The sequence below is a fragment of the Pseudoalteromonas obscura genome, from assembly GCF_030135505.1.
Taxonomy (GTDB): domain Bacteria; phylum Pseudomonadota; class Gammaproteobacteria; order Enterobacterales; family Alteromonadaceae; genus Pseudoalteromonas; species Pseudoalteromonas obscura.
Map to the genome: position 1 here is coordinate 384,664 of NZ_JASJUT010000002.1, position 20,047 is coordinate 404,710.

Below are 20,047 nucleotides of genomic sequence, written 5' to 3' on the forward strand. Positions count from 1 at the left end.
AGTGGCGGTTGGGCGACATGCTAAACCGCTTTTTGTGAACTCAACAGAGAAAGATTTATGAGTACAAATTTTAAAGAATACACGGTTGCCGACTACTTTAAAGATAGGCTAGAAGAGATCGGCGTCGACCATATGTTTGGTGTCGCTGGTAATTACACAGCAGGTTTGCTAGATACGATCCTAGCCGATAGCCAATCACCTATCACGATTAAAGGCAATGCGAATGAGATCTGTGCGGGTTTTGCAGCAGATGCTTATGCGCGATTAAAGGGACCAAGTGCACTATATGTGACATACAGTGTGGGGGCATTTAGCTTACTCAATACCATAGCTGGCTCCTATGTCGAACAGGTACCTGTTATACTAATCAATGGTGCTCCCACTAATAAAGAAGACCAGATATCAAAATGTGCTGGTTTGCTGTATTCCCATACTACTGGCTACGAATTTGTCGATATTCATATGTTTCGCCCAGTTACTGTAGCTGCTGAGCGAGTCAATAACGCGCTTCAAGCTCCATATCAAATTGATTCAGCTTTGACCGCCTTACTGAGTGAACAACGCCCTATTTACTTTGAAGTGACTGAAGATATTTGGCGTAGTCCGTGTCAAAGGCCACAAGGACGGATAAGAGAGCGGCAAAACGATACCCTCACCGTCAGCTGTGCCAAACAAGCGGCTGAGGCAACCTTGAAACTTATGCTTTCAAAACCAAAAAGCATATTTTGGGCAGGGATCGAATTGCAACGTTTTGGCCTGCAAGATGAGTTTTTAAACTTGCTAGAGGTCATTAACCGTCACCATACAATGCCTGATGGTCAAATCCACTTCGTAACCTCTGCACTTAGCAAATCAGTTATCGCGGAAACACATCCGTGGTTTGAAGGGTGTGTAACACTTACACCATCAGAAGTACAAGATCTCGTTGGTGAAGATGGCGTCCTCGTTGGATTAGGCGCATGGACAACAGGCAAAGATACCGGGAACCAAGATATCCGCAGTAGCAATACCGTACTATCCGCACATAAAGGTGTTTATGTGGGCGCCGATTTTTATCCATCCGTCATGCTCAAAGATTACTTGCTCTATCTAACCGAAGCATTTGAAGTATTGGCAAAGCATGCCCCCGCACAGCTAGCTGGACTGCGTAAACCAAACCCTGTTTGCAGCTTTCCAAATACCGATAATCAACTCGGTTATGACAGTTTCTTCGCAGCCATTAGCAGTTGGCTGGCTGAAGATGACGTGCTAATTGTCGACGCAGGGTTCCCTCTGATTGGTGCTCAACGTGTTAAAGTCCCTGCTCGTGGCGGTTTTGTGGCACAAGCAGCTTGGCTCTCAATCGGTTACTCTGTGCCTGCGGGCACTGGGGTAAAATGTGCGTACCCAGATAAGCGCTCAATTGTTGTTGTCGGCGACGGGGCATTTCACGAAACTTGCCAAGCGGTAGCCGATCAACATGCTTACGGGCAAAATACCGTGGTTTTTGTATTGGCAAATGGCATTTACGGTATTGAACAATACTTGGTAAACCCCAACCCCTTTCGCAAGCCCCCTGTGGATTATCAGGACAAACTTCTCAATCAAGTATATAGCTATAATGATCTACCCTCTTGGCAAATTGCCAAATTGCCCGACGCATTTGGCGGCAAAGGTATTAAAGTAACCAGTGTCGAGCAACTTTTAGGGGCGCTGGAAGAGATCCGCCAAAACGACATGATCAACTATGTTGTTGAAGTGTGCATTCCAAAAGAAGATACGCCCTCAACCATTACCGCTGAAGCGCCAACTGCGGTCGGTGAAGATGAAATCAGTAACCCGCAATGGCCACCAGCCAATAAGTTTTAATCCCTAAACCAGCCTGCGGGCTGGTTCTGCCTTTTTCACTCAATATTAAAAAATGATCTTGCTGTGATAAATTTGTGATAATTAGGAGAGGCTTTCGCGATAATTGCCCTGCATGCTTATTGATGTCAATTACAATCAACAAGAGCCAATTATGAAAACACGTATTCTATCACTCATCGCAGGCACACTTCTTAGCTCAGGCGCAGCACATGCAGCTTCTCTTGAAGTTAAGGTTACAAACCTAACTCAAGGGATATACTTCACCCCGATACTTATTAGTGCACATACTGGCGATGCCATGCTGTTTAAAACTGGGGAAAAGGCTTCCGAAGCACTTCAGGCGATGGCCGAAGGTGGTAGCTTAGATGGCCTCAACACCATCTTAACCGGTATCAATGCAAACACGGTCAGCAACCCTGCTGAAGGCCTACTTGCCCCTGTGACCAGCACAATGGCGGACCTTGAAACCAGTGATGGCAATGACAAATTGTCTATCGTCGCTATGATGCTACCCACTAATGACGGTTTTATCGGTCTGAATAGCTGGCAGATCCCCTCTGAAGCTGGCACCTATCATGTGTATCTAAATGCTTATGATGCGGGCACCGAAGCAAACAATGAACTTGTGGTAGATGGCTCAGGCGCACCAGGTGTACTTGGTATTCCTGCATCACCTGGTGCTGCGCCAGGCACTCTAGGCACTGGCGTAACCGAAGACGAAGCAAATGAGATGATCCACATTCACCGCGGTAACCTAGGTGATGATGATGCTTCAGGCGGTAAAAGTGATTTACACAATACAGTTCACCGCTGGTTAAACCCGGTTGCTAAAGTAACTATCACTGTTAAATAAGGTGACCACTATGAAACTGTCTAACATACTTATTCCTATTGCTTGCCTTACTTTAGTGGCGTGTAGCGATAATGACGATGATCCGACCCCTATTGTAGAGACACCTGCACCGGCACCAACTCCGGATCCAACACCAGACCCAACGCCTGATCCAACACCGGATCCGACTCCGGACCCAACACCGGACCCAGAACCTAGCGAGGCTATGTTAAAAGTAACAGTCACAAATATGACCTATGCCCAACCTTTATCACCTGTTGGAGTGGTACTACACAAAGAAGGGCAGCTTTGGGAAATTGGCCAACCAGCCAGTGAAGCACTTGAGAAGATGGCAGAAAGTGGTGACAACAGTGACCTTCTAGCCTTAGGAGTGGTGCAAGGTAAAGTATCAGGAGAAGGGGTTTTACTACCGGGAGCAAAAGCAGAGTTAATGCTTAGCCAATCATCGCTTGATGAACAAAAATTGTCATTATTTACCATGATGGTGAATACAAATGACGGTTTTACCGGTCTTAATGCCCTAGATGTGTCTTCTATGGCTGTAGGTGAAGAACTTTCGTTAGTCACCTATGCGTATGACGCTGGCACTGAAGCTAATTCAGAGGTCAGTGGCACAATACCAGGACCTGCCGATGGTGGTGAAGGGTTTAATGCCGAACGAGAAGCACTGAACAAGGTTGCTATGCACCCTGGTGTTGTCGGTCAAGACGATGGCCTTACTAACTCTGTGTTAACAAGTGCCCACAAGTTTGACAACCCACTGATGTCAGTAACCATAATGAGAATGAAGTAGCCTCCTACTCGCCCCGGTACTCGAGTAGTCGGGGCGAGTTTGCTTGTGATTTTATACAAGCAGGAGGTTAGTCTATGCATCAACGTGTGCTTATTGTCGAAGACGATTTAGACATTGCTCGTTTACTTCAAGTTCATTTGAACGAACTTGACCTTGAAGTTGATCACCTTGCAACCGGAGAAGGTGTTATGTCTCAGCTATCTAATCAAAGTTACGCGATTGTGTTATTAGATATCATGCTGCCACAAGTCGATGGGTTAACTTTATGCCGCGAAATTAAAACGCTACATCCAAAAGTCAGCGTTGTTATGCTGACTTCTAAAAGTAGCGAAATGGATCGTGTCATAGGCTTAGAAATGGGCGCAGATGACTACATCTGTAAACCCTGTAGTTATCGAGAGTTTCAAGCCCGTATTAAAGCGCAACTTAGGCATATCAAATTATTGGAAGCGCAACAGTGCAATGACGTACCTTCTAGTAAATCGGTACCTATCACACTCGGAGATTTACAAGTGGACCCGCACTGTCACGAGGTATCATTGCACCAGAAGCAATTAGACCTAACGGCGACCGAATTTGAGCTAATGCTATTTTTTGCCAAACACCCAAATCAAGTTTTCTCTCGCGCACAGTTACTAGAATCAGTCTGGGGCTATGATCACTTAGGTTACGAACATACTGTAAACTCTCACATAAATCGTATTCGAACCAAACTTGAGAAGCTCACTGACCAAGCGATCATCGAAACCGTTTGGGGAGTTGGATATAAGCTTAATTCCAAGCCTTTGCAGCAGGAACGGTTATGACCTTTTCACTTTATCACAGGCTCGCTTTGACCATCACCGGCGTATTTATGCTCACCGCATCTGCGTTTGTATTTTGGACACAAAACCTGTCTTCTATTTCACGCTCTCAAGCAGAGCAACAGTTGCATTTAGGATTGGCAGAGCATCTAGCACAAGACAACCCACTGCTCAAACAAGGGGTATACGATTACAAAGCGCTGGAAAACTTATTTCACACTCTCATGGTGTTGGGGCCCGCATTTGAATTTTATTTTGTAGATCCGAGTGGCAAACTCCTCACCTACTCTGCAAAATCCGGTGAAGTAAAAAGGCAATCGATTGATTTAAGACCTCTTATTCAACTGATCAATGAACCAGATAAACTGCCCGTCTATGGAGAAGATCCTCGCTCAGTAGAGCAAAACAAAATATTCTCCGTGTCACCTGTGTATAACGGAGACACATTGCAGGGCTACCTCTATGTGATAATAGGCTCTTCTATTGCAGACTCCATCAGTGCGCAAATTAAAAGCTCTGAACAACTGGCGCAAAGTACGGCTTGGTTAATTGCCATGGCAGTATTTCTATTTGCGATTTTATTATTGCTATTTCGTACTATGACCCGGCCTTTAAAACGACTTAGCCAATTTATTCAAACGGTAGAGCAAAACGACTTCGACATTCAGTCCGTCGATAAAATTAATTGGCCGTCAAAACACAATGAGATCCACCTAGTCGGCCAAAGCGTCAACAGTATGCTAGAGACGATTAACCAGCAAATGTCTCAATTAACAGCCATTGACGAGCAACGCCGAAAATTACTGGCTCACCTGTCGCACGATTTGCGCACCCCTCTTGCGTCATTGCAAGGCTATTTAGAGCTTATTGAAAAGCAGCCGCCCAAAGGAATTAACGAACAGGAGTACCTCGCTATCGCGCTAAAAAACTGCAACCAACTAAAAAGTTTAATCGATCAAATATTTGAACTCGCTCATTTAGAGTCAGGACAGTCCAATGTCAGCTTTGAAGTGTTTAATTTAGGGGAACTGATCTACGACATATTGGCTAAGTTTGCATTAAAAGCACAAAAAGCGGATATTTCATTGAGCGTGTACCCTGCCAATTGCGATTTTACTGTGTACTCAGATATCGCAAAACTTGAACGCATTCTCAGCAACTTGATAGAAAACGCGTTGCGCCATACGCCAGCCAAAGGCAATATTTGCATCTCTATTTGCGCCACAGATAAATCATATAGCATTGCGGTGCAAGATACAGGTGTAGGGATCAGCCCCAAAGAATTGCCCTATATTTTCGAGGCGAGGTATCAAGCAAGTAATACCCGAGGATGCAAGAAATCTCATGCAGGATTAGGGCTGGCCATTACCGCAAGGCTGATTGAGTTAATCAAGTCCGAAATCAAAGTCAACAGCCGACTAGGTCAAGGCAGTGAGTTTGTATTTCAAATAAGAAGTGCCGACACTTCGCAATAAGACCTACCGGCGCAACAATCAAGCATTGCTTGGTTGTTGCGATTCGCCTTCAAGGTCTGCCTCTGTTCGAGCCGAAATGCCAGACAACTTTTTACGTAACTCTTTTCTTAGCAAAATAAAACTCACCAAAGCTTGTACATACACAGTTGCCACAGAAAATACCCAAATCACTTCCATATTAAAGCCTGGCTGCATTGATAACCAAATCACCGGTAATGCAAACAACCCCAGTCTGGTTGCTGTGCTTATCAAAGCAGGCCAAGTATTCCCTAAAGCTTGGAACATACCTGATGCTGCAAATACATATCCAGCAGGTATAAAATTGAAGCATACATAACTTAAAAATATCGTTGCTACGAGAATTACACTCTGATCATTTGAAAATGGAGCCAAGAAATGTTCTGCGTAAAACAAACATATCACGTTTAAAACCAGCATACATCCACAGGTCAGCAACGCGGTCTGATGGTAGGTTTGATAAACTCGGTGCGTATTTCCTGCCGCAAAGTTTTGGCCAGCAACAGCTGGTGCTGCAAACGCGACCGCCATCACAGGTAAAAACAAAGCTTGCATTACACGCACACCGACGCCAAAACCAGCTTGTGCTGAGGCATCAAATTCTCTAAGCACCCAATAGATGATCGACATATAAGCAAACGACAACAAAAACTCTCCACCTGCGGGCAACCCAAGTCCAATAATGCCTTTTATCTCAGCTACTTTTGGCATGCATTTGCGGATAGAAAAGTGCAAGTAACTTTCTTTAAAATGAAAATACCAGCACAATGCCAGCAATCCAAGCGTGGTAGCCAGTGAACTCGCCAAAGCTGCGCCCGCAACGCCCATCTCAATACCGAATCCCCAACCAGTAATAAGCATCGGAGACAACACGATATTAATAACGACCGCGAGCATGCTGATCATCATAGGCTGCTTTACCACTCCCGCACCACGCAGCGCAGCAACAATAACTGTCATTGGAAATTGCAGCAACAGGGTCGGCAAAAACCAATAAAAGTAACTGATCCCAGCCTCAAATGTTGCCTTATCCGGGGCCATATTGGAAAAAAATACAGGTCCAGCGCTCACACCAACCATGGCCAGTATGAGCATACAAAAGATGCTTATACACAGGCCTTGGTTAAATATAAGATTAGCTTTTTGCGGGTCTTTTCTTCCGACAGCATGAGAAACCAACGTGCCCACACCGACATTGAGCACCTGAGTCAATGCCATCACAAAGAAAAACAAAGTCCCTGCACTGCTCACCCCAGCTAACGCCACATCACCTAATTGACCAATAAAATATAAATCAACCAAAAAGTAGAGGGTTTGTACAAACATACCAATCATAATTGGTATGCTCATAAAAATCAGGTGTTTATAAATAGGCCCTTGCGTTAAATCTTTCATTTTTATCCCTATTTCACTGGCGCATCCATATGCTGAAGACATGATATTGTCATATGACAAATCACGCCTTTAATCTATGACGAAGTCAATGTGATTTTGTTCAGTTGATGATCCAGTGATACTGCCATGGTGGCGCTATTATTAATATTATTGAACGAGCGGTTAAGAAAAGGGTGCCGCTAGTTTGAGATTCGATTATACAGCGGTTTATTGCGCCCGATCAATTGCACCAGCAAATAACCCGCTACACTGGCTTTTAAACACAATCAATAACCTCCACGACAACAAGGATTGACAATGAAAGCAGCTGTTGCCCATGAATTTAAAGCACCGCTGTGCGTTGAGACTGTCGCACAGCCTAATGTGAAACCCGGTACTGTTTTAGTGAAAATAGCAGCATGTGGTGTGTGTCACACCGATCTACATGCGTGCCATGGTGACTGGCCAGTAAAACCGAAAATGCCACTCATTCCTGGTCACGAGGGCGTCGGCACTATAGTAAGTAAAGCGGATAATGTCGTCCATTTATCTATCGGAGATAAGGTCGGGATCCCTTGGCTTCACTCTGCATGTGGTCACTGTGAACACTGCCTTCAAGGCGATGAGAACCTGTGCCCCAGTCAACAAAATAGTGGTTACTCGGTAGATGGCGGCTACGCTGAGTATTGCTTAGCCGATGCCAATTATGTGGTTAAAATTCCCGATAATTTAGGCTTCGTAGAGACTGCACCCCTATTTTGCGCGGGGGTCACGACCTATAAGGCGCTCAAAGTGAGCGAGGCAAAGCCTGGACAGTGGGTGTCTATTGTTGGTGTGGGAGGTCTTGGCCATCTTGCAATTCAGTACGCAAAAGCCATGGGCCTAAATGTGATCGCGGTAGACAGTGGTGATAGTAAACTTGCACTGGCCAAAGAGCTAGGCGCTGATCACTGCATTGACTATCAGACTTTAGATCCAGCGCAGCATATCCAGTCGCAATTCGGCGGTGTGCAAGCTGTTATTTGCACAGCCACATCCAAAGCAGCCTTTGACAGTGCTTATCAAAGTGTGAAACGTGGTGGTAAATGTGTTTTAGTGGGCTTGCCAAATGATGCCTTGCCGATCCCGATATTTGACACTGTGTTAAAGGGAATTAGTGTCATAGGCAGTATAGTAGGAACCCGTCAAGATTTGATTGAATGCTTAGAATTTGCAGCCGCAGGTAAGGTACGAGCCATCGTGACGACGCAGCCTCTGGCCAATATCAACCAGGTGTTCGCACAAATGCAAGACAATGATATCCAAGGCCGCATTGTGTTAACTATGGACTGATTTAAACACTCCCTCATCCCAACTTGTTAGGCTGCACTGGCAGCCTTTTTTAGCTTTATAAATATTTACGCTTGATGTTTTTTAGACAGTTGTTGTAAGCAACATAATGCTTTGTCTGCACAGTTATTTTGAACAAATATATGGTCGTGATAATACCCAGCCACAACATTGGCACTGATATTGTCTTCTCCCAGTGCCGTTGCAAAAGCAGCGGTTAAACCTACTGCCTCTAAACTCGAGTGCACGTTGAGAGTTATGCAGCGATAATCTCCCTGATAGGTTAAACCGCGTTCTTGTGCATACGCCAAACTAGTAATCACTGTGATGCCTTCTTGCTCACGAACCAGACCAAAGATGTTATTCAGTGTTAAGCTAGTTAACTGCTGCTCCGACACTACCGCATAAACATATAATTCTGCCGACAGTAAAGGTTCCATACTAGCGAGCAATACCGCTAAATTTGTTTCCCCAGACATGACTAGTCCCTCTTTTTGTATAAATTACTGTTTTTGAATTTTAATTCATCTTGGCAAACACTATTGTCACTGATGCTATTAATCTTCTTCTGAACGTTGTTTTTTACGTTGTTCTTGTTTCGCCTTAGCAATATTTTTAAACTGCGGCGGTGGGATTGGAAATAATGCGATTAATGGCATGAGTGCCATAAATAAAAATGCGCCTTTGGGCATTTTTTTAGCCCAGACAACCATGCGATACATCAATATGAGCAATACAATTGCACCAGCTATGAACGCACACATATAGACCCAATTCATGCTTGCCCCTCTATCCTTACATTGTTTCTATGCTATAAGGTCGCTTCATTCACATTTCAAGCATCACTGAATTTGAGAGAATTTTCTATAGCACGGCTCCAAGAGTAAGTTTATGATATATATAAAGCAGATATCTAATAAGGGTAGGTCAATGGCACAGGAACAAAACAATAACAATCCGAATGAACAAGCCATTGCAGAGCTCATTCTAGCGATCCGTAGCAAAGACTTAGCTAAAATATTGTCTGCGTACCGCCAGCAAAATGAAACTGGGCGAGCTGCGCAACTCAAATTTTGTTTTGAAACCGGTGAATCACAAGTAAGTAGTTATGCCAATTACCAAAATATCGCCGCACAATGTATCGCTGCACATGGACTGCCCACGGGGATTATTGCTGGCCTAAATAATAGTGATAGGATCAATTTCTTTATGCCTGCACTGCAAGCATCAGATGCCTTCACACACACAAATCATCAAGGTAATACGTTTTTACATGCATTATTTGCCAACGAAGAGCAATCTCCCCCACCCTTTAACTTTATTCGCTCATTGCTGCTGTTTGAGCGCAACGAATCGCTCGCTAAAGCGCTGAGAATACGTAACCAGCACGGCTTAACACCTTTGGAATGTTACTTTATATACAACCTTGAAGACCATAAGCTACCCGAGCATGAACTGACGGCACTGTTTGCTTTAATCGAAGCCGAACAAACAGATAACTTTGTCCCTCAAAATGCAAACTTAAGCCATGTTAAAGCCAGCTTAGTAAAAAGAAACATTGCGCTTTCACAAGACAGTCAAGTTTTACTGATTATCGCCAGTTACTATCAGATCGACGTCAGCACGTTATATCACTTACATTGATGATTGTGCACTGAACTCTTCGCAGGAGATCCGGTACAAGCAGTGCGTTTGCAAAGCGTGTCCACTGGGTAAGTCAGGGTGAGCAAAATCACGGCCAGTATTATGCATGCCTAAGCGTTTCATTAATTGCTGGGATGGCGTATTTTGTATCGCAGTAAACGCGTAAACTTGATCCAAATGTAAGGTATTAAAAGCAAATTTTAGCGCAGCTAATGCGGCTTCTAAAGCATAACCCCGCCCCCAGTAATCCCGATGTAAACGCCACCCAACTTCCATAAATGGCTGTTCTGGCTTTATAGTCGTTTGCCAGTGTAAGCCAACAAAGCCTATAAACCGACTAGGCTGCGTGTAGCCCAGCCGATGCGCCTCACCATCTTGTAATGCCACAGCCCAAAAACCATAGCCACGCTCAGCAATCAGGCTCGAAATTTTATCACTCAGTGTATCACTGCTGCGTTTATCCAACTGATTGGGGAAATAACGCATCACATCTGGATCTGTACCCATTTGAGCAAAGATAGGTTTATCTGCACCTTGCCACTGTCTAAGTATTAAACGTTTGGTAGTGAGCTGCGCTAAGCCTTTATAGCTGGGAGCGTTTGTCACGGTCAATGTACTCTTTTGCCGTCATCGCAAAATATTCAACGTTTGCATGCATAATATGTGTGGGTTCGGGGTCTACCACTTCTATAGGTATTCCTTTTTGACGTGCAATATCAAGCGCCATTTGCGTAATATTGACACTGAAAGAAGTGCCCATAAAGACCATTTTACTGGCATCCCACATCCGCTTTTGCGCACAGTCTATACCGTACAAATCGGTGTAAAACTCATCGAATAATAGAACAAGAGGTTTCAGTGAAACGTTTAATTCAGGCCCTTTACTAGAGATTTTGAATAAGTCGAGCAGTGACATAGTTAAATTGTTTTCATCAACCTCGTCCCAAGGGGCCATATCTACTTCTACGTCCTCACCTTGAATATGAAAAGGAGTGACTTTATCAATTCGCCCATGGATAGAAATAAATTGTTCATTACCTGCTTTACCATCCAAACCATCTATATTTTGAGTAATTAGCTGCTTGTCAGCCAACCAATAGTGCGCAGCATTTGGTCCATGGTGGCGATAAGTCACAAACCTATGATAATACCACTTCAAAAACTCAGCTGGGTTTTGCTCATACATCGCACGTGTCGCCATTTGCTGCGGCGTATAATTGCGACTACCGATTGACCAAAATCCATCCTCGCCACGAAAAGTAGGAATACCACTCTCGGCACTCACCCCCGCGCCAGTAATATACAGTGTTGTCATATCAAGCTACTCATTTTAAATGAAAAAACCTATAAAGATGGATACGCTCTGCACCAACAAATCAAACCTTTTACGCTTGTATTTTTAATGCGGCGCCAAGAGACAACCACTTTGCCGTATTACTTAAACTAAAAGTATGTACTTTTCCGCCCGTTGACTTATCCCTTTTACACGCATACTGTACAGCTTCTAAAGCGCTCTTACCAAAATCCATCGCTGCAATCGCCCAATTAGCACCAGAGCCTATGGCCCAATTCACTTGCAAAGGTTCTAAAAACCGTTTGCCATGACGTATTTCTCCGTAAAAAACTTGGTCTTGCTTATTAATAAAGAAAAAAGTGCAACTGATCGCTTCAAAGCAGTTTTTCTGCCAATTGCTCAGCAAATGATATATCTCTGTGCAATTGCCAGACGCAAAAACAAAGCCATTGTACACACGTTGGCACTTCTGTGCTTGATCTGTCACGATACTGTGAGAGGTTGTGGTTAAACTATCAACACAAATGATTTGTGTCGAGTGATGATATGCTATCGTAGTCAAACAATACTCCTTTTGGTCAAAATAGCCTCGCAGGAAGGCTAACCTAAAAGCGCCAATAAAAACAGGTCAAGTATGCCCTAAAAGAGGGGTATTAGGCTTAAATTTTGACAATAACTCTTTTCATGAGTTCAAATATTCAATTTATTGTTTGCGATTTAATGCAGCTACCTTAGCTTTGCTTGCCAACTTGCAAAGGCATATTATTTGGATATGCCTTCAACCATGCTGCACTTGAATACACACTCACACCACGGGAATTATTTCATTTGTACAAGTTTAAGTTAGTGCGAAGTATCCTGTTATAGCGGCTGCTGCAACCAGTACAGGGACTATTACCTGCCAAGGCAACTTCGCTGAGGCATTTGCGGTATTTTGCGCAGAATCCTCACCCAAGGTATTTACGGATGGATCCGCTGAAATCGGTGCACTATCTGGCGCCAAGGACTCGGGCACAGCGGGAGCTTTACCATCCACAGGATCGCAAGGTAATTGCCACTGATAGCCTTTTTTTGAAAATGTTTTGATCGCTTCATCACCAAATAGTGCTCTTAAGTGACCAATATTCTGAAATACAACTTGTTCTGTGACGGTTCGACCAGGCCAAACCTCTTCAAGGATTTCAACTTTGCTGTGGATTTTATCCGGTTGTGTGATCAATAACGCGAGTATTTGTGCTGGTTTTTCTTTTAACGAAATTTTTCGCCCGTCTTTAGATAATGTGAGTGCTTGAATATCAAACTGAAAGTCGTCGAATGCTAGTTTCATTGTCCCTAAACTTATAATTATAATTTTCACCGATGTTACTATTTTTACCACAAAAAAGGATATGAATTAAACCTGTTATTTATATATGGTTTTAATTTCAATTCATTTGCCCATTAAATTGCACTGCAAATGCGGCTGCGCGGTCACATCCGTTTTACCGCGCATAATTAACTTTTAATCAACTGGTTTGGCCTTAAAGCGAAGCCAATTGTTTAACTGCCCACCAAATTGGTAGAGCGCTAGACTCAGAATAATGGTAATGGCGCCTATCAATAACAACATCGTGATCTCCTCGTTGTTAATCAGTGCCCCTAAAGTCATTGCAAACCCCGGCGTAATTAAAGTAGTTAATGCTACCGTACTCGCTTTCATATGCTGCAAAATATGAAAGTAAGCAAGAAAACCAAAGAAAGAACCAAAAATACCGAGATAAAAAGTGGACCACATTGATTTCTCGCTCCAGCTTTCCACCTCAAAAGGCGCGCCTGCTAAGAGCCAAATTATTGCAAAACCAGGGGTGGCAAAAAGCAAAGACCCATATGTTGTGGCCATAGGGTGGATCGCTATTTTCACACGCTTTACTAACACACCACTTAGACTAAAGTTAACAACTGCACATAAAACATATATCAGCCCAATTGGCTCGATGTTTAACTGTTGCAACTGTGCAAAACATACCAATACCATGCCAAGCAGAGCCAAAGCAAGCGCACACTTTTTGATTGCTGTGAACTTTTCCTCGCCCAGCAGCTTTTGCGCTAGAATGCCCGATATTATTGGCGCTAATCCAAATACCAAAGAAATCACCCCTGAGGGTACTGTTAGGGACGCTAAATACGCAAACATCATTCCGACCAAGATCCCGCCACCAGAATAAGTGTAAAGGAGCCATGCTTTTTTCGTCCATTGCATTCTGATTTTACTGAAAGTCACCACCACAGCAGCTAACACTAAAGCCAGCAGCATTCTTAATAGTACGCTGGTAGTGGGAGCCATAGAAGCACTACTCCAGACAATTGCCAGCGGTGTAGTAGACCAAATTAATACGACAAAAGCATAAGACAGTTGCGCGGGCATTTCTTTTTATCCTTTATGACAAGGACGATAAATGGGAGAAACGCTTTTTGAAGGGCTAACCGCATTTATCGTCGCGGTTAGAAGAAGTTGCTTAACCGCTACACACAAAGCCACGTGACAGGGAGCCACGATAGATTTAGTAATGTATTAGTTAGCTTGTTCATTGTAATTTCTTATTATCCTGCAAAGTAGAATGTCTACTATGTACCCTTCCACTGCTTGAGTCAACACGAATAACAAAGAAAAATTGACAACTGCTCAGAGAATTTCAGATAGACAAATTTGACTGAACTGTCGTAGCATCGCGCCCCTTTAAATTATGTAATTTTCAAAGATGTTATTACCGTTTATTTTAGTGATTGTATTAGTCAAATCTTCGCTGTTAGGGCTAGGTGGGATCAGTATTGTCATTGCAGCGTTGTCGCTCTTGGTAATTAAACTTACATCACTCGGTATATCTAAGTCACACAGGTTAAAATTTAAGCGCTTATTTAAAATCGCCTTGTGGGGCCACCTGAGCGCCTACATCGCGTTGCTTTTAAAAGCATTGCTAATCGATGGTATCGAAGATATACCAACTTTTATTGTCAGCCACTTAATATTACATCATGCACTTTGTGCTGCCATTGCAGGTGTCTCCGTATTTTTGGCTTTGCGGATTTATATGGATCACCGCCGCACTACAAATATCCCGCAGACAAAATGAGATTGAGATGATTAAGCGCTCACTAACCGGCCTACACATACACATTGCCTCACCAGTTTTATCTAAACAGCATTTTTTATCCCGTAATCTACATATCAACTGATTTGCTTCACTCTAAATAATTTCACTGTTTGCACACGAACAAAATACACCAACCCTCTTTCACATTATTTGCGCAATTAGCATCCAAACTATGTTTTTCAATATTACATGGGATCACTCATTATGGTCACTCCACTCCCCAATTCAAATCAGCAAAACGTGCAATTCACACCTGCTAGCTCCACTCTGTCTGAGCAGCAATCGGATACAGTCGCAGATATTTTGCAGCAATTTGAAGCCGAAACACTATCCGAAAATGATGCCATAACCATTGTAGATAGCTTCCGTGAAGCGGGCATAAAACCCTCGCACGCATTGTCTGTAAAAATGGCTGAACTTGGCTTTGATGCGAAAGCAGTTGGTGAGCTAGCCGGAGTACCTGAACCGGATAGACAACATAAGGGGAAACCGCCAGCAGAGGTAAACTTAAAACAAGTCGTCACTTTTTTGAGTGATACCTTGGCCGAGCACAGCACTGAACAACTCAGTAACGAGCAAATACAAACGCAATTAAATGACTTTAAACATAAACTCGGCATATCCGAAGAACACTCCTTTCTCAATATTAAAGTTTGATATTTAGCCAACAATATGCCATTGTAGGTACATCAGATGGGATTCATCTGGTGACATTATCGTGAGCGGGATAGACCTGCATAGCGCTTTTAAATAACAGCAAGGGGTTTGCTGCAATGACATTATGTAACGAGCAACAATACGATTTCCTCGTATTCATAGGCCGTTTTCAACCTTTTCACCAAGGTCATCTTCGTGTGGTCAAAGAAGGTTTAAAGCGCGCTTCACAAGTAATAATATTATGTGGCTCAGCCCACCAACCAAGAACCGTTAGAAACCCGTGGACCAGCTCAGAAAGAGAGCTAATGATACGTGGCACACTTTCCGCAGAAGAAAATAGCCGAGTTCACACTGCACCACTAATGGATACCGTCTACAACGATGACGCTTGGGTGCGCAATGTGCAGACAACGGTTAAGGGTATTGTCACTGCACAGCATAGAGTGCCGCATAAAACACCACTTATTGGCCTGATCGGTCATAGTAAAGATCAGTCTTCATATTATCTCAATATGTTCCCACAGTGGCAGTCTGTACCTGTAGAAAACTATCAAGCTATCTCTGCTACGCCGTTAAGAAAGCGCCTATTTTCAGCACAAAGCGAAGACTTTTTAAGTTCAGAAGATGCGCAAAAATTGCCTCTTCACGTACGCGGTATGTTAGACAAATTTATGTGCACCGCTGACTATCATGCGATCCGGAACGAGCATGAGTTCATCGAAAAATATCGCCAAGCGTGGCAAAGCGCGCCATACCCTCCCACCTTTGTTACTGTGGATGCGGTTGTGGTTCAAAGCGGACATGTACTTCTAATAGAACGTAAAGCTCGCCCAGGAAAAGGGCTATGGGCACTACCTGGCGGGTTTATTGATGGCAGTGAAAAGCTCATTGATGCCTGTTTGAGAGAACTCAGAGAAGAGACAAAATTAAAAGTGCCTGCGCCAGTGCTAAAAGGTTCAATCAAGCAACAAAGAGTGTTCGACGATCCACATCGTTCGGCGCGTGGGCGTACAATCACCCATGCATTTTATTTTGACTTGGCACCAAATAATGCGCTGCCAAAGGTCAAAGGCGCTGACGATGCAAAGCATGCCATGTGGGTGCCACTAGCAGAGCTTGAACCATGTAAATTATTCGAAGATCACTACTTTATTATTCAAGAATTAACAGGCATGTAAATGCCAAATCCAGTAGGGATAGACCCTACTGAGTATTTTAGATAGGAGGAACTCCATCATGACAAACATCATCCTAAATGCGGACAGTTATAAAGCATCTCATTACAGACAATACCCAGAAGGCACCAGCCAGGTATCAAGTTATATCGAACCTCGCGGGGGACAATATGATAAAGCGCTGTTTTTTGGTTTGCAGATGTTCATCAAAAGTTATTTGACTACACCACTCACACACCAAGACGTCGATGAAGCCAAAGAAATTTTAGAAGCGCATGGTGTCCCGTTTAATGAAGCGGGTTGGCGTCATATCGTCGATACACACCAAGGTTTTTTACCCATAAAAATACAAGCGCTACCTGAAGGATCCGTGGTACCAATTAGCAATGCTTTAGTGCAAGTTATCAATACCGATCCCAAATGTGCTTGGCTAACCAGTTATGTTGAAACCGCATTGCTACGTGCCATTTGGTACCCAACGACCGTTGCTACAGTCTCGTACCACTGTAAGTGCATCATTAAACGATACCTTGGAGAAACTGCCGACTCCCTCGATGGACTTGAATTCAAACTACACGATTTTGGTGCACGTGGTGCGACGACTGAAGAAGCTGCTGCAATTGGTGGTGCTGCGCATTTACTCAACTTTATGGGCACTGACACTCTCAGTGCAATTATGGCCGCGAGACGCAATTACGCAGCTACAATGCCCGGATTTTCTATTCCTGCCGCTGAGCATAGTACGATCACCGCGTGGGGGAAAAGTGGTGAAAAAGCAGCTTATGAGAATATGCTAAAGCAGTTTTCGGGCCCAGGGAAACTGGTTGCTGTAGTAAGTGACTCTTATGACTTATGGCACGCCATTGATCACATTTGGGGCGAAGAGCTTAAAAGCCTAGTTGAAAATAGTGGTGGTACATTGGTTATTAGACCAGATAGTGGTGAACCTGTTGAAGTTGTCACCACCACAATAGAAAAACTGATGGACAAATTTGGCTACCGCACAAATAGCAAAGGGTACCGGGTGTTACCTGATTGCGTGCGAGTTATTCAAGGAGATGGTATCGCAGAAAACGCAATCGAAGAGATTCTAAGCGCGATGAAAACTAAACAGCAAAGTGCGGAAAATATCGCATTTGGCATGGGCGGAGCATTACTCCAAAAACTTGATCGTGATACCATGCAATTTGCCATGAAAGCCAGCGCTGTCAAAGTAAAAGGCCTTTGGCATGACGTCTTTAAGGACCCTGTAACAGATCATGGCAAGCGCAGTAAAAAAGGGCGTTTGGCTGTAGTTAACGATCCAGTGAAGGGCGTCAGAACAGTCCGTGAAAATGATTTAGGTGGCAGAGAAAACCTATTAAAAACAGTATTTAAGAACGGCCAATTACTCATAGAGCAAAGCTTTGATGAAATTAAAGCCAACATCAGCTAAACAGAAGTAACACATGCGGCGAAATTAACTGCGCCGCATGGTATTACGTTACATCACAGGTCTTACATTTCAACAATGAGTTCCGGATCTGGCCAGTAATCATCGCGCGGTTGCGTATAATTACCCAGATAGACCAAGAAGGACAAGTTTGATGTTAGATGTAGAAGTATGCAAAAAAGCACGGCTTTCAAGAGATCCCCGATTTGATGGCAAGTTTTTTATTGCCGTAAAAACCACAGGGATATACTGCCGAACAACTTGCCCTGTGCATCCGCCAAAAGAAGAAAATGTACAATATTTTGTTAGTGCGCTGTCAGCGGCTCAGGCTGGGTTTCGCCCATGCCTGCGTTGCAGGCCCGACAGTGCTCCGGGCTCAGCACCTTGGAAAGGGGTTGGTGCGACACTGGACAGAGCGATTGCACTCATTGATCAAGGGGCGTTACAAGACGGTACCTTGCCCCAATTGGCCTGTCGGCTTGGTGTCAGTGACCGCTATGTACGTAAACTATTCAACCAATATCTCGGTGTATCCCCAAAGAAATACGCCTTGTACCAACAGTGTTTATTTGCCAAAAAACTTCTCCATCAAACCCGTTTACCTATAACAGAAGTCGCATTGGCAAGTGGCTTTGATAGCATTCGTCGATTTAACGATTGCTTTAAAAGCCAATTGCAGTTCACACCCACTCAAATGCGACAACAACAAAAGAAAGCAAATTCAAATATTGTCCTTGAACTGTACTATCGGCCCCCCTTCAATTGGCAACATATGCAGCAGTTTTTGGCGAAAAGATTGATTGAAGGACTGGAGTGGACAACACCGCAAAGCTACGGTAGAACATTTCAGTGGCACGGCAGTCAGGGGAAATTTACCGCAGTGCACAGCCCAGAAAAGCATTGCTTTAACGTCGAAATTGACATTGACGAACTCAAGTCACTGAAACCTGTCGTGAACAATATTCGTCGGATATTAGATTTAGATGCGGATCTCTTGCAAATAGAAAATGATTTAACGCGTGCATTGCCAAATGAATTTAAGTTAGTACCTGGATTAAGGTTACCTGGTATCTGGAGTTTATTTGAAGCAGGTATACGCGCTATTCTTGGCCAACAAGTGTCCGTACAAGCAGCAAAAAACCTCGTAGCTCAGTTAGTACACACACTTGGTCAGCCAAAAGATACCGGGTATTACTTCCCCACTCCAGAGGCTACTGCTGACAGCGACCTCGAATTTTTAAAAATGCCCAATGCGCGAAGGCAAACATTACGCCGATTTGCCGAGTACTGTTGCCTTGCAGACTCCGCTGAACAACCAGACGAGTGGCTCGATATAAAGGGGATTGGTCCTTGGACTGTGGCCTATGCAAAAATGCGTGGGCAAAGTGATCCTGATATTTTCTTAGCTTCCGATTTAGGGGTGATTAAAGCGCTCAAAACACAACGTAAGTTCCTTGAAACGCAACTCTCACCATGGCGTAGCTACCTCACTTTTCAATTATGGAGTCAATTATGAACCTATTTACCGATTACTTTCAAAGCCCATTGGGACTCATTGAAGTTAAAGCATCAAATCTTGGGATCCGACAACTGATATTTTGTGGAGACCAAACGACAGAGGTGAAAAGTAGTGCGCTCTTGAAAGAATGCAAACAGCAATTGTCAGCATATTTCGCTAAGCAATTGACTCAATTCGATCTCGATTTAGATTGGCAAGGTACGCCTTTTCAACAGCAAGTCTGGCAAGCCCTGATATCGATACCCTTTGGCCAAAGTATGTCCTATCTTGAACTCGCGGAGCATCTCAATAACCCCAAAGCTGTGCGCGCTGTTGGCGGAGCAAATGGACGAAATCCTATTACTTTAATTGTCCCTTGCCATCGTGTTATTGGTGCTAACGGCAAAATGACTGGATATGCAGGTGGCGTACTTAGAAAGCAATGGCTACTTGCACATGAAGGATTAATCGACAATCAACCCAGTGATCAGGAATTAGCAGCTCTTATTTCTCAGCGCCAAGCGAAAACTGAATTTTTACAATAAAAACACCCACGACAAAAACATTGAGCATCAGCACAAAAACCACCGTTCATAGGATCAACACATTAGATTCAATCGCCATTTTATAGTAATACGCAATAATCGGTCAGGGGTTTAAAGGCCAATAACTTTAGACACAATACTTAGAAGGCCTATTTTAAATCAATCAAAGCACAAAGAA

21 protein-coding genes are annotated in these 20,047 nt (G+C 43.7%); 13 read left to right on the forward strand and 8 right to left on the reverse strand.

Annotated features, from left to right (window positions below; genetic code table 11):
• Nucleotides 1-57: 57 nt before the first annotated feature.
• From QNM18_RS05830 to QNM18_RS05850, 5 genes are all read left to right on the forward strand, one after another.
• Nucleotides 58-1,848 (forward strand): alpha-keto acid decarboxylase family protein, encoded by a 1,791-nt coding sequence (locus QNM18_RS05830; RefSeq protein ID WP_284136638.1) that lies wholly within the window; start codon nt 58-60, stop codon nt 1,846-1,848.
• A 151-nt stretch (nt 1,849-1,999) separates the two neighbouring features.
• Nucleotides 2,000-2,701: a spondin domain-containing protein gene (locus tag QNM18_RS05835; RefSeq protein ID WP_211009712.1), complete on the forward strand. Its 702-nt coding sequence runs from the start codon at nt 2,000-2,002 to the stop codon at nt 2,699-2,701.
• Between the two features lie 10 nt (nt 2,702-2,711).
• Nucleotides 2,712-3,494: a spondin domain-containing protein gene (locus tag QNM18_RS05840; protein ID WP_211009713.1), complete on the forward strand. Its 783-nt coding sequence runs from the start codon at nt 2,712-2,714 to the stop codon at nt 3,492-3,494.
• Nucleotides 3,495-3,568: 74 nt separating this feature from the next.
• Complete coding sequence (locus QNM18_RS05845) at nt 3,569-4,300, forward strand: response regulator transcription factor (RefSeq protein ID WP_211009714.1); 732 nt, start codon at nt 3,569-3,571, stop codon at nt 4,298-4,300.
• Nucleotides 4,297-5,772: a sensor histidine kinase gene (locus QNM18_RS05850; protein ID WP_284136639.1), complete on the forward strand. Its 1,476-nt coding sequence runs from the start codon at nt 4,297-4,299 to the stop codon at nt 5,770-5,772. The genes QNM18_RS05845 and QNM18_RS05850 overlap by 4 nt, the downstream gene beginning before the upstream one ends.
• Before the next feature lie 18 nt (nt 5,773-5,790).
• On the opposite strand, the gene QNM18_RS05855 is transcribed toward QNM18_RS05850, so the two are convergent.
• Nucleotides 5,791-7,185 carry an MATE family efflux transporter gene (locus QNM18_RS05855; RefSeq protein WP_211009716.1) on the reverse strand — a complete coding sequence of 465 codons (1,395 nt, stop codon included), beginning with the start codon at nt 7,183-7,185 and terminating at the stop codon, nt 5,791-5,793.
• A gap of 297 nt (nt 7,186-7,482) precedes the next feature.
• Between QNM18_RS05855 and adhP the strand changes: the two genes are divergently transcribed.
• On the forward strand, nt 7,483-8,496 hold the full coding sequence (gene adhP / locus QNM18_RS05860) for an alcohol dehydrogenase AdhP (RefSeq protein ID WP_284136640.1): 1,014 nt from the start codon (nt 7,483-7,485) through the stop codon (nt 8,494-8,496).
• Nucleotides 8,497-8,561: 65 nt separating this feature from the next.
• Here the strand turns inward: adhP and QNM18_RS05865 are convergent, their stop codons facing one another.
• Both QNM18_RS05865 and QNM18_RS05870 read right to left on the reverse strand, forming a co-directional pair.
• A complete protein-coding gene (locus QNM18_RS05865) occupies nt 8,562-8,972 on the reverse strand; it encodes an ACT domain-containing protein (protein ID WP_211009718.1) in 411 nt (136 codons plus the stop codon).
• A gap of 78 nt (nt 8,973-9,050) precedes the next feature.
• The gene (locus tag QNM18_RS05870) at nt 9,051-9,272 is read right to left on the reverse strand and encodes a hypothetical protein (protein WP_284136641.1); all 222 of its coding nucleotides are present in this window, start codon (nt 9,270-9,272) and stop codon (nt 9,051-9,053) included.
• Between the two features lie 151 nt (nt 9,273-9,423).
• On the opposite strand from QNM18_RS05870, the gene QNM18_RS05875 reads away from it, so the two are divergent.
• Nucleotides 9,424-10,137 carry a hypothetical protein gene (locus QNM18_RS05875; RefSeq protein ID WP_211009719.1) on the forward strand — a complete coding sequence of 238 codons (714 nt, stop codon included), beginning with the start codon at nt 9,424-9,426 and terminating at the stop codon, nt 10,135-10,137.
• On the opposite strand, the gene QNM18_RS05880 is transcribed toward QNM18_RS05875, so the two are convergent.
• From QNM18_RS05880 to QNM18_RS05900, 5 genes are all read right to left on the reverse strand, one after another.
• A complete protein-coding gene (locus QNM18_RS05880) occupies nt 10,129-10,743 on the reverse strand; it encodes a GNAT family N-acetyltransferase (protein WP_284136642.1) in 615 nt (204 codons plus the stop codon). The two genes, QNM18_RS05875 and QNM18_RS05880, sit on opposite strands and share 9 nt — an antisense overlap.
• Entirely contained in the window at nt 10,721-11,452 is a 732-nt protein-coding gene (locus QNM18_RS05885; RefSeq protein ID WP_284136643.1) for an SIR2 family NAD-dependent protein deacylase, read from the reverse strand. Before QNM18_RS05885 ends, QNM18_RS05880 begins: the two co-directional genes overlap by 23 nt.
• 70 nt (nt 11,453-11,522) lie before the next feature.
• Nucleotides 11,523-11,993 carry a proteasome subunit alpha gene (locus tag QNM18_RS05890; protein ID WP_211009722.1) on the reverse strand — a complete coding sequence of 157 codons (471 nt, stop codon included), beginning with the start codon at nt 11,991-11,993 and terminating at the stop codon, nt 11,523-11,525.
• A 276-nt stretch (nt 11,994-12,269) separates the two neighbouring features.
• Complete coding sequence (locus tag QNM18_RS05895) at nt 12,270-12,758, reverse strand: winged helix-turn-helix domain-containing protein (RefSeq protein WP_284136644.1); 489 nt, start codon at nt 12,756-12,758, stop codon at nt 12,270-12,272.
• A 174-nt stretch (nt 12,759-12,932) separates the two neighbouring features.
• On the reverse strand, nt 12,933-13,835 hold the full coding sequence (locus QNM18_RS05900; RefSeq protein WP_284136645.1) for a DMT family transporter: 903 nt from the start codon (nt 13,833-13,835) through the stop codon (nt 12,933-12,935).
• 334 nt (nt 13,836-14,169) lie between these two features.
• Between QNM18_RS05900 and QNM18_RS05905 the strand changes: the two genes are divergently transcribed.
• From QNM18_RS05905 to QNM18_RS05930, 6 genes are all read left to right on the forward strand, one after another.
• Complete coding sequence (locus tag QNM18_RS05905) at nt 14,170-14,541, forward strand: hypothetical protein (RefSeq protein ID WP_284136646.1); 372 nt, start codon at nt 14,170-14,172, stop codon at nt 14,539-14,541.
• Between the two features lie 225 nt (nt 14,542-14,766).
• The gene (locus QNM18_RS05910) at nt 14,767-15,219 is read left to right on the forward strand and encodes a hypothetical protein (RefSeq protein ID WP_284136647.1); all 453 of its coding nucleotides are present in this window, start codon (nt 14,767-14,769) and stop codon (nt 15,217-15,219) included.
• A gap of 116 nt (nt 15,220-15,335) precedes the next feature.
• Nucleotides 15,336-16,397, forward strand: a complete 1,062-nt coding sequence (locus tag QNM18_RS05915) for a bifunctional nicotinamide-nucleotide adenylyltransferase/Nudix hydroxylase (protein ID WP_284136648.1) — start codon at nt 15,336-15,338, stop codon at nt 16,395-16,397.
• A gap of 58 nt (nt 16,398-16,455) precedes the next feature.
• Nucleotides 16,456-17,829, forward strand: coding sequence for a nicotinate phosphoribosyltransferase (locus tag QNM18_RS05920; RefSeq protein ID WP_247687280.1), 1,374 nt, complete (start codon nt 16,456-16,458; stop codon nt 17,827-17,829).
• Nucleotides 17,830-17,980: 151 nt separating this feature from the next.
• Complete coding sequence (locus QNM18_RS05925) at nt 17,981-19,342, forward strand: AlkA N-terminal domain-containing protein (protein ID WP_284136649.1); 1,362 nt, start codon at nt 17,981-17,983, stop codon at nt 19,340-19,342.
• Entirely contained in the window at nt 19,339-19,869 is a 531-nt protein-coding gene (locus tag QNM18_RS05930; protein ID WP_284136650.1) for a methylated-DNA--[protein]-cysteine S-methyltransferase, read from the forward strand. The genes QNM18_RS05925 and QNM18_RS05930 overlap by 4 nt, the downstream gene beginning before the upstream one ends.
• The last annotated feature ends 178 nt before the right edge of the window (nt 19,870-20,047 follow it).